This is a genomic window from Xanthomonas sp. JAI131, from assembly GCF_013410075.1.
Taxonomy (GTDB): Bacteria; Pseudomonadota; Gammaproteobacteria; order Xanthomonadales; family Xanthomonadaceae; genus Xanthomonas_A; species Xanthomonas_A bonasiae.
Genome location: NZ_JACCCN010000005.1, coordinates 142,057 through 155,908 on the forward strand (window position 1 = coordinate 142,057; position 13,852 = coordinate 155,908).

Annotated in this window: 13 protein-coding genes and 1 tRNA gene; 8 read left to right on the forward strand and 6 right to left on the reverse strand. The window is 69.3% G+C overall.

All coding sequences use genetic code 11. From position 1 onward, the window contains the following. The first annotated feature begins 31 nt into the window (after positions 1-31). The 3 genes from HDC36_RS20260 (at position 32) to HDC36_RS20270 (ending at position 1,475) form a co-directional block, all read left to right on the forward strand. Positions 32-106, forward strand: a tRNA-Val gene (locus HDC36_RS20260). A 211-nt stretch (positions 107-317) separates the two neighbouring features. Next, positions 318-653, forward strand: coding sequence for a hypothetical protein (locus HDC36_RS20265; protein ID WP_179570670.1), 336 nt, complete (start codon positions 318-320; stop codon positions 651-653). Between the two features lie 66 nt (positions 654-719). Then, positions 720-1,475, forward strand: coding sequence for a DNA-formamidopyrimidine glycosylase family protein (locus HDC36_RS20270; protein WP_179570671.1), 756 nt, complete (start codon positions 720-722; stop codon positions 1,473-1,475). Between the two features lie 136 nt (positions 1,476-1,611). Here HDC36_RS20270 and HDC36_RS20275 read toward each other — a convergent pair whose 3' ends face one another. Next, positions 1,612-2,334: a helix-turn-helix transcriptional regulator gene (locus HDC36_RS20275; RefSeq protein WP_179570672.1), complete on the reverse strand. Its 723-nt coding sequence runs from the start codon at positions 2,332-2,334 to the stop codon at positions 1,612-1,614. 123 nt (positions 2,335-2,457) lie between these two features. On the opposite strand from HDC36_RS20275, the gene HDC36_RS20280 reads away from it, so the two are divergent. The 3 genes from HDC36_RS20280 (at position 2,458) to HDC36_RS20290 (ending at position 4,844) form a co-directional block, all read left to right on the forward strand. Further along, positions 2,458-2,907: a nuclear transport factor 2 family protein gene (locus HDC36_RS20280; RefSeq protein WP_179570673.1), complete on the forward strand. Its 450-nt coding sequence runs from the start codon at positions 2,458-2,460 to the stop codon at positions 2,905-2,907. A 246-nt stretch (positions 2,908-3,153) separates the two neighbouring features. Further along, positions 3,154-3,765 carry a hypothetical protein gene (locus tag HDC36_RS20285; RefSeq protein ID WP_255432839.1) on the forward strand — a complete coding sequence of 204 codons (612 nt, stop codon included), beginning with the start codon at positions 3,154-3,156 and terminating at the stop codon, positions 3,763-3,765. Between the two features lie 788 nt (positions 3,766-4,553). After that, positions 4,554-4,844, forward strand: coding sequence for a hypothetical protein (locus tag HDC36_RS20290; protein ID WP_179570674.1), 291 nt, complete (start codon positions 4,554-4,556; stop codon positions 4,842-4,844). A gap of 50 nt (positions 4,845-4,894) precedes the next feature. Here HDC36_RS20290 and HDC36_RS20295 read toward each other — a convergent pair whose 3' ends face one another. The 5 genes from HDC36_RS20295 to HDC36_RS20315 all read right to left on the reverse strand — a co-directional run bounded on the left by HDC36_RS20295 (position 4,895) and on the right by HDC36_RS20315 (position 12,202). Next, complete coding sequence (locus tag HDC36_RS20295) at positions 4,895-8,089, reverse strand: error-prone DNA polymerase (RefSeq protein WP_255432841.1); 3,195 nt, start codon at positions 8,087-8,089, stop codon at positions 4,895-4,897. Beyond that, on the reverse strand, positions 8,086-9,537 hold the full coding sequence (locus tag HDC36_RS20300) for a DNA polymerase Y family protein (RefSeq protein ID WP_179570675.1): 1,452 nt from the start codon (positions 9,535-9,537) through the stop codon (positions 8,086-8,088). Before HDC36_RS20300 ends, HDC36_RS20295 begins: the two co-directional genes overlap by 4 nt. 10 nt (positions 9,538-9,547) lie before the next feature. Next, entirely contained in the window at positions 9,548-10,183 is a 636-nt protein-coding gene (imuA, locus tag HDC36_RS20305; RefSeq protein ID WP_179570676.1) for a translesion DNA synthesis-associated protein ImuA, read from the reverse strand. Beyond that, complete coding sequence (lexA, locus tag HDC36_RS20310) at positions 10,183-10,791, reverse strand: transcriptional repressor LexA (protein ID WP_179570677.1); 609 nt, start codon at positions 10,789-10,791, stop codon at positions 10,183-10,185. Before lexA ends, imuA begins: the two co-directional genes overlap by 1 nt. Before the next feature lie 175 nt (positions 10,792-10,966). Then, complete coding sequence (locus HDC36_RS20315; RefSeq protein WP_179570678.1) at positions 10,967-12,202, reverse strand: citrate synthase family protein; 1,236 nt, start codon at positions 12,200-12,202, stop codon at positions 10,967-10,969. A 119-nt stretch (positions 12,203-12,321) separates the two neighbouring features. Here HDC36_RS20315 and prpB point away from each other — a divergent pair, with 119 nt between their 5' ends. Next, the gene (gene prpB / locus HDC36_RS20320) at positions 12,322-13,209 is read left to right on the forward strand and encodes a methylisocitrate lyase (RefSeq protein WP_179570679.1); all 888 of its coding nucleotides are present in this window, start codon (positions 12,322-12,324) and stop codon (positions 13,207-13,209) included. Positions 13,210-13,240: 31 nt separating this feature from the next. After that, complete coding sequence (locus HDC36_RS20325) at positions 13,241-13,843, forward strand: DUF1003 domain-containing protein (protein WP_179570680.1); 603 nt, start codon at positions 13,241-13,243, stop codon at positions 13,841-13,843. Positions 13,844-13,852: the final 9 nt, after the last annotated feature.

A 13,852-nucleotide genomic window follows, 5' to 3' on the forward strand; every position in this document is an offset into this window, starting at 1 on the left:
CAACGCCCCTATAATGTGCGGCTCGCGACACGGGCGGTTAGCTCAGCGGTAGAGCATTGCCTTCACACGGCAAGGGTCGCAGGTTCGAACCCTGCACCGCCCACCACGCGACAGACGACCAAGGCCACCCTCGCAGGTGGCCTTTTTCGTTGTGCCGATGAGTACGGCACGCTCGCCCTAGCCGTCGTCGTGTCGGTTGCTGCGACTGCCGCAGGCGCATGCCGGAAGCGGGCATGTCCGGTGGCTGGCGATCGCGCTGTGTTTTCGTAGCAAGAATCGCCGAGCAGTGTCTGCCCTTGCTGCATAGGATCGAAGAAATGTCCCTGAGTGAAACGGAAGTCGCGGCTGCGCTCGAGCGCATGCTTGGGAAGCTCAAAACGCTACCGGCGTGTTCAAGCAAAGAGGACGTGGTGCAAGCGCTCAGGGAGGCTGCCGCCAGTGCTCACCCCGACTGGACGGTTCCATCGCTTGCTCACGAAATGACCAAGTCATACGACGATGGGTCCGTACGCGTCGTACTCAACGCACATTTGCTTTTGATCAACCCAAGCGGGGCTTACGGAATCATTGATGTCCGCAAGGAAAAGATCTTCCATGAGTGTCCGTCGGCGTCTGGCGATCCATTCAAGATCCCGGAAGGATTCCGCATCTGACGGCAGATCACTAGCGTTCGCTTTCGGAATCACGAACCGCTCACGGCCGCCATCGATACTGCGGTCATGCCCGAAGGTCCTTCGATCGTCATCCTGAAAGAAGAGGCGGCCGCGTTCGCGGGGCGCAAGGTGTTGCGGGTGTCCGGCAACAGCAAGCAGGAGCTGGCGCGGATGCGCAACCGCAAGATCCTGTCGCTGCGCAGCTGGGGCAAGCACTTCCTGATCGAATTCGACGGGTTCAGCGTGCGCATCCATTTCCTGCTGTTCGGCAGCTACCGGATCAATGCGCGCAAGGAGGCATCGCCGCGGCTGAGCCTGGGCTTCGCCAAGGGCGAGGAACTGAACTTCTACGCGTGTTCGGTCAAGTTCATCGAAGGCGCGCTGGACGAGGCCTACGACTGGCGTGGGGACGTGATGAACCCGGATTGGGATGCGGGGCAGGCGCGGCGCAAGCTGCGCTTGCGGCCGCGCACGCTGGCCGCCGATGCGTTGCTGGACCAGGACGTGTTCGCCGGGGTCGGCAACATCATCAAGAACGAGGTGCTGTTCCGCATCCGCGTACATCCGGAGAGCGAAATCGGGGCGTTGCCGCCGCGCAAGCTGGCCGAGCTGGTGACGCAGGCGCGCGAATACAGCTTCGATTTCTATACCTGGAAAAAGGCCTTCGTGCTGAAGAAGCACTACCAGGTGCATACCAAGACCACCTGTCCGCGCGACGGACATCTGCTGACCTATCGCAAGCAGCTCGGCAAGGCGCAGCGGCGCGCGTTCTTCTGCGAGCATTGCCAGCGCCGGTACGCGCTGGACGCTTCCGAGGCATGAGCCTTCTAAAAAAGGCGTCGTTTGCGACCGGTGAGTTCGGATCCCTATGCGATCGCCGCGGCACTCCCCGCTGTCGCGCGATCCGATGCTGAGACTCTGCGTAGAGCGCATTGCAACCGTCGGAATGGTTTGCCGCTCAGGAAGCGAGCGGCAGTTCGTCCCCGGCAAGCCGGCCGATTCCCAGCTCGGTCTGCAGGCCGGCCCAGCCGATGTCGGTAATGTGGATCGCACGCGTGCCCTGTTCGCGGCGCAGCCAGTGTTTGGCGCAAAGCAGCGCAAGCAACTCGACGCCGAGCGGTCCGGCGAGGTGGTGCTTGCGTTCGGTCCAGTCCAGGCACTGTCGTGCGATGCCGAGCCTGGTCGGGACGAGGCGCGCAACGTCCAGCCCCATCCGCGCGAACCATGCGCTGCCTTCGGCGGATACCGCGTATTGCTTGTCGTCTTGTCTGACGATCAGCGCGCGCCGCTCCAGCGCTTCGGTCACCGCGATGCCCAGTCGCCCCGCCAGGTGGTCGTAACAGCATCTGGCCAAGGTCAGCGATTGTTGCTTGCGCCCCGCTTTCCGGCATCGCGGTGCGGCGGGCGCGGCGAGCGTCGCCAGATTCTCCAGTGCGAACGCGACGTGCGAACCGGCCAGCCGGTAGTAGCGGTGGCGGCCTTGGATCTCGACTGCCAGCAAGCCGCCGTCCAGCAGTTTCGCCAGGTGCGAACTGGCCGTCTGCGGGGTGACGCCGCCGGCGAAGGCGAGCTCGCCGGCAGGCAGTGCACGCCCGTCGATGAGCGCCATCAACATGGCGGCGCGGGCGGGATCGGCGATGAGGAACGTGGTCGCGGCAAGCTTGGGCTGTTCGACCGGCATCGTGTGCACTCCTGGCGGGCGCGGCCATCATAGACCGCGCCTCGCCGGAACGCTTCGACACGCATCGAATCGACGGCCTGCGCATGTTCCTAGACTGCAGTGCACTGCATCGGAGTGTCTTGCATGAGCGAAATCGAAGCGCGATCGAACGGATCGGAGGGCGATGCCCGCCGCATCTTCGAGCAATGGCACAAAAGCGTTGTCGAGCGGAATCTGGATGCGCTGATGGCGTTGTACGCGGAAGACGCGATGCTGGAAACGCCCTTGGCCTATGTGGTCTCCGCAGAGCGGCAGGATGGAAGGCTGCAGGGACGCGAAGCGCTCAGGACGTTCTTCGCGGCGTCCTTCGCCCAGCCCGAAAACGGCCTCGGCCGCTGGTATCGCAGCGGTCGTTGGCATGCTTCGCAGCGCCAGGTGGTCTGGGAATATCCGCGAGAAACGCCGGACGGCGATCAGGTCGACCTGGTGGAAGTCATGGACCTGGATGCGCGCGGCCTGATCGCGTGCCATCGGGTGTACTGGGGCTGGAAAGGCGTACAGACGCTGCTGACGGGGTTGGGCCGGAAGCCATAGTCGGTGCCGCGCAAGCTGCGCGGCGCAATCGGGTCTGGCAACGACCATCGTCTGCTCGGTTCCGAGTGGGCGACGCGGCCATTGGCGATAGTCGATCGAAGGCGTTCCCGGCTTTGCAGCAAGCGTCCGCTGTGGAGCGAGGCCATCAAGAGCGCGATTTGGTGGCCGTGCTGCATACCTGCGACGGTTATGATGGTTTCCATGACAAAAGCTTCAAAGAACTTGCGAAGCACTTGAAGGAAAAAAATGGCGATCATCCGGTTTCTGGCTATTGGTTTGTTCTCGCTTTGCCCCGTAGCGCCTGCACTCGCGGGCACGGCTGCGCTGCATTCGGGCAAGTACGAAGGGCTGATGCTCGCGGTGACGCCCGAGCATCGGATCGAAGGCTTCTACTCGGAAGAGATGGGCGAGGGCGTGAGCCGTGGCTGTACGTTCTATCTGCAGGGCAAGGCCGAGGGGAACGCGCCGGTCTCGGTCACCACGTGGTCGCACGAGGCCTACCCCGGAACCGTGGCGGCTTCGTCCGACGGCGTGACGCTGACCGTGAAGCAGGGCCGTCAGCATCCCGGTTGCCTCAATGTGTTGATGCCGGAAATCGCCACTGGCCTGGATCTGACCCGGACCGCCAGCAACACATGGATCGGCCTGGTGACGGTGTCCGCCGACAAGGCGTATCTGCAGAAAACGCCGGGCCCCAAGACGCCCAAGGGTGCTTATGTCGTCAAGGGCGATGTGGTGGGCGTGCTGGCGTTCAAGGATGGCTGGGCCCAGGTCGAATTCATCAATGCCAATAATGGTTCGTTCACCGGTTGGATCGGCCGCGACCAGTACGCGCGCCTGGCCGCTCCTGCCCACTGATCGCGGGCGCCGCACCTCGCAACGGGAGCGTGCCGGATGCAATTCCACGCTCTGCCGCACCGCCGGTTTCTGCCAGTCGATCCGCGCAGTTTTGACGGATAAAGAAACCGGATGCATTCGGCCTGTCCATGGCGTTCGACCGAAGAGCATGGCTGCCTGCGTGCGCGCCATGCTCGGCAAAACCCGACCACGGTCGTGTGTTCGACGCATCGCACGCCTTGATCGAAGACGAAGTCCAGGCGGGCGTTCGCCCGCTTGAAATGCCGTTTGCGCACAGTCGCGTTCTGCAGTGACGTAGCCAGGTCTTCTGGCAGGTGGACGGTCGAGCGCGCATGCGTTCGGTGCCTGCAGTCTGCCGCGCATCGCCAGCGGCTTTTCTGTCGTCGAATTGCGCCAGCCAGCCCGCCCGAACGCGCCCCGAACAGCGGATGGCTGCGCGCACGCTCCGACATGGGCGCCGTCCGTGCTTGCGCGATGGACGGCGCGCGGCGACGTTGCTGTCGCACTTCGCGCCGCTGATCCGATTGTTCGATCCGCCGCCGCCGGGTTTCGTCGCAACACGGCTGGCGACGGCAGTTGCCTTGGCTATCTTCCATCGGCGCTGTCCGCACTGAGCGGATGGCGATACGCGCGGCCCGATGCCGCTGCGGCCTGTTTGCCGGTGCTCTCGGTGGTGGTGTGGCGATGCCGCGCCGCGCGCTGCAGCGCTGTGCAGCGATGAGCTGCAGCGCTTCAGCCCTGCGCGGCCGCATGGGGATGGCGGTCTTCGTCTCCGCTTGGGAGCAGCTATGAACAAGACACTCGCGGCGCTGGGTTTTTCGTGTTTGCTGATGGCGTGCGCGCCGGTGCAGGCGGCACCGGTGGAGTGCGACAGCATGGCCGCGACGGCCAGGCTCGTGGCCAGGTATCGCCAGTTGGGCGGGCCGTTGTCGGACATCGCCAGTCACGGTTCGATCGGGTCGAGCAAGGCCAGGCGCGAGTTGGCCGCCACCATCTACCGCGAACGCCTGGGCGAAGCGGATGCGGTGCAACGGGCGATGCAGGCGTGCGGCCGTGCAGCGGATGCGCCCGCGCAATAACAGCGCCGGCCCGTTCGACGCGCAAGGCATGCAGCGTCGTGCTCATCGGCTCAATGGAAATCGCGGCTGCGGATGTCCAGTCCGAGCAGCAGCGGGGTCAGGTCTTCGAGGTGGCCGGCGATCAGGTGGCGCACGCCGTCGGCGGTTTCCAGGCGGCCGCGCACCGCCAGTAGCCTGGATTCGATCAGCGCCTGGCGCTGGCGGTCGGCCAGGCGGCGCCAGACCACGACGTTGACCAGGCCGTGTTCGTCTTCGAGGGTGAGGAAGGTGACGCCGCTGGCGGTCTGCGGGCGCTGGCGCATGGTCACCAGGCCGGCGATGGCGACCGCGCTGGCGTGGGGCAGGGCGTGCAGTTCGGCGGAGTGGCGATAGCGGCGCGCTTGCAGTTGCCGGCGCAGCAAGGTCAGCGGGTGCTTGCCCAGGGTGGTGCCGATGGTCGCGTAGTCGGCGCGGATGTCCTCGCCGAGGCTGGGCAGCGGCAGCGCCACCTGCTGTTCCGGCGTGGCGGCGAGCGGCTCGAACAGTGGACGTTGCGCTTCGACGCCGGCCACCGCCCAGCGTGCGCGGTGGCGGTGCCCGGCCAGCGGTTTCAGCGCACCGGCGTCGGCCAGGCTGTCACGCGCCTTGTCGTCGAGCGCGGCGCGCTGGCACAGGTCGGCGAGATCGTGGAACGGCGCCTGCGCGCGTGCCTGCTGCAGGCGCAGCGCAGCGTCTTCGGCCAGGCCGCGGACCAGGCGCAGGCCCAGGCGGATCGCCGGCTGCACCGCCGGATCGGCGCTGTAGGCTTCCAACCCGCAATCCCAGTCGCTGTAGCGCACGTCCACCGGACGCACCTGCAGGCCGTGGCGGCGGGCGTCCTGCAGCAATTGGTCGGGGCTGTAGAAGCCCATCGGCCAGCTGTTGATCAACGCGCAGGTGAAGGCCGCCGGTTCATGGCACTTGAGCCAGCAGCTGGCGTAGGTGAGCAGGGCGAAACTGGCGGCGTGGCTCTCGGGGAAGCCGTAGCTGCCGAAGCCCTTGATCTGTTCGAAGATGCGCGCGGCGAATTCGGCGCTGTAGCCGTTTTTCAGCATGCCGTTGGTCAGCTTCTCGCGATGCGGTTCCAGCCCGCCGTGGCGCTTCCAGGCGGCCATCGAGCGGCGCAGCTGGTCGGCTTCGCCGGGTTCGTAGTCGGCGGCGACGATCGCCAGCTGCATCACCTGTTCCTGGAACAGCGGCACCCCGAGGGTGCGTTTGAACACCTCCTTCAATTTCTCCGGCAAGTCGTCGGGTTGTTCCTCGCCGCTGCGCCGGCGCAGGTAGGGATGCACCATGCCGCCCTGGATCGGGCCGGGGCGCACGATCGCCACCTGGATCACTAGGTCGTAGAACTCGCGCGGTTTGAGTCGCGGCAGCATCGCCATCTGCGCGCGCGATTCGATCTGGAACACGCCGATGGTGTCGGCGCGCTGGATCATCTGGTAGGTCTTGTCGTCTTCGGCGGGAATGCTGGCCAGGTCCAGATCGCGGCCGCGGTGCGCACGCAGTAGGTCCAGCGTGCGCCGCAGCGCGCTGAGCATGCCCAGCGCGAGCACGTCCACCTTCATCAACCCGACCAGTTCCAGGTCGTCCTTGTCCCACTGGATCACGGTGCGCTCGGCCATCGCCGCGTTCTCCACCGGCACCAGCGTGTGCAGCGGGTGCTCGGAGATCACGAAGCCGCCGGGGTGCTGCGACAGGTGGCGGGGGAAGCCGATCAGCTCGGCGCTCAGCGCCAGCAGCCGGCGCATCAGCGCGGTATCCGGATCGAAACCGCGTTCGCGCAGGCGTTCGTGCGGCGGGACGTCGTCGTCCCACTGGCCCAGCGTGGAGGCCAGCGCGTCGATGCTGTCGCCGGGCAGGCCGAGCGCGCGCGCCACGTCGCGTACCGCGCTGCGGCCGTGGTACTGGATCGCCACCGTGGTCAATGCCGCGCGCTCGCGGCCGTAGTGGTTGAAGATGTACTGGATCACCTCCTCGCGGCGGTCGTGCTCGAAATCGACGTCGATGTCGGGCCGTTCCTTGCGCTCTTCGGAGATGAAACGCTCGAACAGCATGCCGATGCGGTCGGGGTCGATCGCGGTGACGCCCAACGCATAGCACACGGCCGAATTCGCCGCCGAGCCGCGGCCCTGGCACAGGATGTCGCGCGACCTGGCGAAACGCACCAGGTCGTAGACGGTGAGGAAGTACGACTCGTAGCCCAGGCGCTGGATCACGCCCAGTTCGTGCTCGATCAGGCGTCGCGCCTTTTCCGGCACGCCGTGCGGCCAGCGCGTGGCCGCGCCTTGCTCGGTGAGCGTGCGCAGCCATTGCGTCGGCGTCCGACCCGGCGGCACCAGCTCGTGCGGGTATTGGTAGCGCAGTTGGCCGAGGTCGAACGTGCAGCGCTGCGCGATGCGCACCGACTCGGCCAGCAGCGCATGCGGATACAGCGTGGCCAGGGTCGCGCGCGGACGCAGGTGGCGCTCGCCGTTGGCGAACAGGTGCGCGCCGGCCTCGCTCAGCGGCAGGCGCTGGCGGATCGCGGTCAGCGTGTCCTGCAGCGCGCGGCGGCCGCGCGCGTGCATGTGCACGTCGCCGCTGGCGACGGCGGGCAGGTGCAGGCGCCGGGCCAGCGCCAGGCGCGCGTGCAGCAGGGCGTCGTCGTCTGGGCCGCGCAGCAGTTCCACCGCCAGCCACAGGCGTTGCGCGAAGCGCGCCTGCAGCCAGGCGCCGTCGTTTGCGTCGCCGCCATTGTCGTCGCGCGGCAGCCACAGGCACAGCAGGCCGTCGAGATCGCCGTCGAAGTCCTCGCGCAGCGCGCGGTACGTGCCCTTGTCGGCGCGACGGCGGGCCAGGGTGATCAGCCGGCACAGGCACTGGTAGCCGTGCAGGGTCTCGGCCAGCAGCACCAGCTTGGGGCCGTGTTCGAGCTGGAATTCGCTGCCGACGATCAGCGCCAGGCCGGTGTCCCTGGCCGCCTGCCAGGCGCGCACGATGCCGGCCAGGGTGCATTCGTCGGTGATCGCCAGCGCGCGGTAGCCGTGGCGTGCGGCGCGTTCGAACAGTTCCCGCGCATGCGAGGCGCCGCGCTGGAAGCTGAAGTTCGACAGGCAGTGCAGTTCGGCGTAGTCCGGCGGCGGCGTGCGTGCGGACGTGGAGGTGGCGTCGTGCAGGGGGGCAGGTGGTTGCGCGGCAGGCGCCGGCACGGCACGCAGTCGCGGACGTGGCGGGCTGTGGCTCATGCGAACCAGCCGTGCAGCATCAGCGCGTCCGGCGCATCGGCCGGCGCGAACACCCAGGCGCGCTGGCCCTGGCGGGTACGCACGATGTAGTAGTCGCGGCGGATATCGCCGTCGTCCCACCAGCCGCTTTCGATGCGTTCCGGGCCGGCCAGGCGTTCGGGGTCGCGCTCGCGCAGCGGAGTCGGCCGGGTCAGCAGCCAGCCGGGGCGCGGCAGCGTGGTGGACGCAGCCGCGCGGGGCGCCCTCGGTTGCTTGGTCTTGCCTGCCTGCGCGGGCTTGCCGGATTCGGCGCGCCACGCCCATTCGGGGCGATGGTCGGCATGCGCGCGCAGGCCGTGCACCGCGTCGTCGCCGAGGCGGGCGCGCAGGCGTTCGCGCAGCTGTTCCCAGGGCAGCGCCTGCTGCGCGCGGTCGTCGAACAGTTCGCGCGCGGCCGGCACGAACGGCGGCAGTTCGTCGGCGCGCAGACGCATGGCCTGCACCGGCGCCGGCACGCTGGCATGTTGCAGGCGGCCGCGCGCCAGTTCGAACAGCATCGCCGCATCGCGCTCGGCGGCGAGCAGGCCGACCGGCACCACGCTGTCGTCCAGGCCTTCGTGTTCCAGATGCAGTTGGAAGCGTTGCACGCCGCCATCGCGCCCGGCCAGGAACGCGGCCAGGTCGGCAGTCAGCCGGCGCAGCGGGAACAGCAGGGCCTGGCTGGATTCCACCGCGTAGCCCAGTTCCAGCCGCGCATCGAAGCGGTCCGGCGGCAGGTAGTACTGCAGCGGCAGAGGCGCCTGCCCGCGCAAGGCGTCCAGGTGCTGCAGCAGCGTGGGCGGATAGCGCCGCGCCAGGCCGCTGCGCGGCAGCGCGAACAGCTGCCGCAGCGTGCGCAGGCCCATCCGCGCGAAGGCGTCGGCCAGGCCCGGTTCCAGCCCGGCGCGGGCGATCGGCAATTGGCCCAGTGCGCCGTGCAGCGCGGCGTTGTCGAGCAGGGCGATGCCGTCGTGCGCGTTGGCCAGCACGCGCGCGGCCAGCGGATGCGGCGCGACCACGATGCGGTGGCGGAAGCCCAGCGCGGTCAACTCCTCGCGCAGGCGCGCCTCGAAGCGCGGCCAGGGCCCGAACAGGCCCAGGCTGGCCTCGATTTCCAGCAGCAGCGCGCCGGGATAGTCGGTGCTGACCAGCGAGCTGAAGCGGTACGCCCACGCCGCCAGGAACTGCTGGCAGCGGCGGCTTTCCTCGGCATCGTGCAGGGCGGTGGCGAAGCGGTCGCACAGCGCCTGCGCGGTGGCCAGCGATTGCCCGGGCTGCAGGCCGCGCGCGCGCGCGGCGGCGTTGACCGCCTTCAGCGTGCGCCGCTGCGGCGGGCCGGCGAGCAGCGCCAGCGGTTGGTCCGGCGTCGGCCAGCGCCGCAGCACCGTGTCGAGCGCCAGTTGCGGCAGCAGGATGCAGGCCCAGCGCATGCACGCGTCCTCAAGCCGAGGCCGGCGACGGCATGGCCAGCGCGGACAGCGCAATGGCGCGCGCCGGCGGCATGCCGCCGCGGCACTTGAGCACGCGCAGCTGCGCCGGTGCGGCATCGATGGCGATACGCAGCGCGGCCGGCGACGGATTGGCCGCGGCTTTCAGCGGCCGGTAGGCGAAGCCCAGCGCGCGCCCGGTCTCGGCCGCCACCTGCAGCCGGCGCAGGGTCTTGTCGTTGGCCTGCGCCGGCCAGCACAGCACCGCCGCGCAGCTGCCCGAGCGCAGGCATTGCTCGGCGGCCCAGGCCGCGTCCGCGCCGGCGCGCACGATCTGCAACTGCGGCAGCGCCACGCCGGCCTGTTGCCAGGCGCCGGGGTAGGGCAGATAGGGCGGATCGACCAGCACGATGCGGCCGCCGCCCTGCGACAGCCGCGCCAGCGTCGGCCACAGCAGCTGCAGTTCGCCGATGCCGTCGGCGGCGTGCAGCAGTTCGGTCAGCGCCATCTCCGGCCAGCCGCGCGCCGGCAGCGCGGCGTCGAGCGCGGCATGGCCGGTGGGCTGCGCGCTGGGCGGCAGCGCGGTCGGCTGGCCGCGCCAGACCCGGCGTTCGGCCAGCAGGCGGTCGAGGGCGACGACGGCAGCCATCAGCCTTGCCGGATCAGCCCGCAGTAATGCCCTTCGATGGCGAAGTCCTGGCCCGGCTGCACCACGATCGGCGCATAGGCCGGGTTGCGCGGCAGCAACTGGATGCGTTCGCCATCGTGGTGATAGCGCTTGATGGTGATCTCGCCGTCCAGCCGCGCCACCACGATCTGGCCGTTGCGCGCATCGGCGCTGCGGCGCACGCCGACCAGGTCGCCGTCGAGGATGCCGTCGTCGATCATCGAATCGCCCTGCACGCGCAGCAGGTAGTCCGGACGCAGCGCGAACACGGCGCGGTCCAGCCGCAACTGCTGGTCCAGGCCGATATCGGCGCCGATCGGCGCGCCGGCGGCGACCCGGCCCAGCACCGGCAGCCGCAGCAGCCCGCTGCGCGGCTGTGCCTGCACCGGTCGCAGGCTGCGCGCCTGCTGCGGCACATGCTCCAGCAGCCCGGCCTCGACCAGCGCCTGCACGTGCTTGCGCGCCGCGTTGCGCGAGGCGAAGCCGAAGCGCTCGGCGATCTCGGCCAGGCTCGGCGGCCGTCCGGCCTGCTCGGCGCAGTCGTGGACGTAGGCGAGGATCGCGGCGCGTTGTGGGGAGAGGGTATCCATGGTGTACATTTGTACACCTTCATCGCCAGTTTGGCGACGCGGCTCACTGAATCCGGTCAGCCCTTTTTCTGCGGTGCGAGGGTGCGGGCTGCGATGCGGATTGCCGCGCAGCAACAGCAGGACATGCGCAATGGACGCCGCCGTCGATGCGGCGTTGCCGCGCAAGCTGCCGCCCTCAGCCCGGCGTCGAACCCTCGGGCATGACCCCGGCATAGCGCGCCCGCGGGCGGATCAGCTTGCCCAGCGCCTGCTGCTCCAGCGCATGCGCCAGCCAGCCGGACAGCCGGGCGGCGGCGAACAGGACCAGGGCGTGTGCGGCGGGCAGGTCGTGGATGAGGCAGAGCGCCGCGAGCATGCCGTCGATGTTGGGCGCCTGGCCGCTGCAGTCCTGCGCCGCGGCGAGCACCGTTTCCACATGCCGCATCTGCGGATGCTGGCCGCAGCGCTCGCGCAGCAGGCGCAGCACTTCGGCCGCGCGCGGGTCGCCATCCGGGTAGAGCGCATGGTGGAAGCCGGGCAGGTCGTCGCCGCGCTGCCAGCGTTCGGCGATGAAGGCGGCCGGGTCGGCGGCGTCCTGGGCATCGCGCAGCAGGGCGTGGGCGCGGGCGGTGGCGCCGCCATGGCGCGGGCCGGACAGCGCGGCCAGGCCGGCGCTGACGGTGGCGTGCAGCGGTGCGCCGGTGGAGGCGACCACGCGCGCGGCGAAGGCGGAGACGTTGAGTTCGTGATCGGCGCACAGCACCAGGGTGGCGCGCACCAGTTCGGCGAAGTCGGCATCGCCCGGGCGCCAGCGGTCGGCGATCAGGCGATGCACCGGCCGGGTGTCCGGTTGGGTGCCGACCAGCAGCGCGGCGTTCTGCCGCAGCAAGGTGGCGGCGATCTCGCGGCGCACCGTCGGCGCGGCGTTGAGCGGTTGGCGCAGTTCCAGGGCCAGCAGCGGAATGCAGGCCATGGCGCGTTCCAGCGGCGGCAGCGTGGCGTCGCCGGCCAGCGGCGCCACCCGTTGCGGCCATGGCGCGACCGGGGCCGCGGCGAACGGGTTTTCGTCCAGGCACTCCCACAGCAGCCGCGCGATGTCCTCCAGGCCGGCGCCTTCGCGCACCGCGGCGACCGCCGAGCGCCCGCGGTAGTAGGGGCTGTCGGGCCGGATCAGCGAGATGCGCGTCTCCAGCACCGGCAGGCCGCGGTCCAGGCTCTGCGCGGCCCCGCGCGCGGCGCCGCGGCCGACGCGCTTGCGCTGCGCCAGCCGTTCCACTTCCGCGCGCAGGTAGGCGCGGCTGCGATGGTCGGCGCCGGCGCGGGAACCGAGCAGGCCGCGGCTCACGTAGGCATAGAGCGTGGCGCTGCTGATGCCGAGCAGGGCGCAGGCCTCGGCGGCGGAGATCAGGTGGCGGTCGGCTTCGGGGGACATGGGGATCCGCTGATAGGTTGATTCATTGAATCAAGATTGATCGGCCCGGGCGATGGTGCCAGATTGGCGCCCATCGCGGAACGGCCGTGCGGGCCGCCGCCCTCGCTCAGGAGTTCGCCATGTCGCACGTTTCCGCCGGTGCCCGTTTCCGCGCCGCGCTGGCCGCCGAATCGCCGCTGCAGGTGATCGGCGCGATCAACGCCAACCACGCGCTGCTGGCGCAACGCGCCGGCTACCGGGCGATCTATCTGTCCGGCGGCGGCGTCGCCGCCGGGTCGCTGGGCCTGCCGGACCTGGGCATCAACACCCTCGACGACGTGCTGATCGACGTGCGCCGCATCACCGACGTCTGCGAGCTGCCGCTGCTGGTGGACATCGACACCGGCTTCGGCCCGAGCGCGTTCAACATCGAGCGCACCATCAAGTCGCTGATCAAGGCCGGCGCGGCCGCCTGCCATATCGAGGACCAGGTCGGCGCCAAGCGCTGCGGCCACCGGCCCGGCAAGGAGATCGTGAGCCAGGGCGAAATGGTCGACCGGGTCAAGGCCGCGGCCGATGCCAGGACCGATGCCGCCTTCTTCCTGATCGCGCGCACCGACGCGATCCAGGTGGATGGCGTGGACGCGGCGATCGCACGCGCCATCGCCTGCGTGGAGGCCGGCGCCGACGGCATCTTCGCCGAGGCCGCCTACGACCTGGACACCTACCGCCGTTTCGTCGACGCGGTGAAGGTGCCGGTGCTGGCCAACATCACCGAATTCGGCAAGACCCCGCTGTTCACCCGCGAGGAACTGGCATCGGCCGGGGTGGCGATCCAGCTGTTCCCGCTGTCGGCGTTCCGCGCCGCCAACAAGGCCGCCGAGGCCGTGTACACGGCGATCCGCCGCGACGGCCACCAGCAGAACGTGGTGGACACGATGCAGACCCGCGAGGAGCTGTACGAACGCATCGGCTACCACGCCTTCGAGCAGCGCCTGGACGCATTGTTCGCCGGCAAGGGCGCATGATCCACGCCGGTTCCCCTGTCCGAGCATGTCCATGAACACCCACGTCGGCACCATGCCGCCACGCGGCCGCATCGACCGCCGCCAGACCGCGCGGCAGCTGCTGCAGACCGAACTGGAGAAACTGCCCGACGCCGAGCGCGAGGTGGTGGAGCGCTTCATCGCCAAGCGCCACGTGGCGCGCGACATCGTCAAGCAGGCCGATCGCGACCGCACGCTCGGCGAGCGCATCGCCGACCGGGTCGCCGAGATCGGCGGCAGCTGGAGCTTCATCATCGGCTTCGGCCTGGTGCTGCTGGCGTGGATCGCGCTCAACAGCCTGGTGCTGGCGCACGCGTTCGATCCGTATCCCTACATCCTGCTCAACCTGTGCCTGTCGTGCCTGGCCGCGATCCAGGCGCCGGTGATCATGATGAGCCAGAACCGCCAGGCCGCGGTGGACCGCCTGCGTGCGCAGAACGACTACGAAGTGAACATCAAATCCGAGCTGGAAATCCTGCAGGTGCACGAGAAGCTCAACCAGCTGCGCGAGCAGGACTGGGCGACGCTGGTCGACCTGCAGAACCGCCAGATCGCCATGCTGCAGCAATTGCTCGAGCGCGGCGGTACCCCGCCACCGGCCGCGCACGCGCCCTGATCCGCCTCG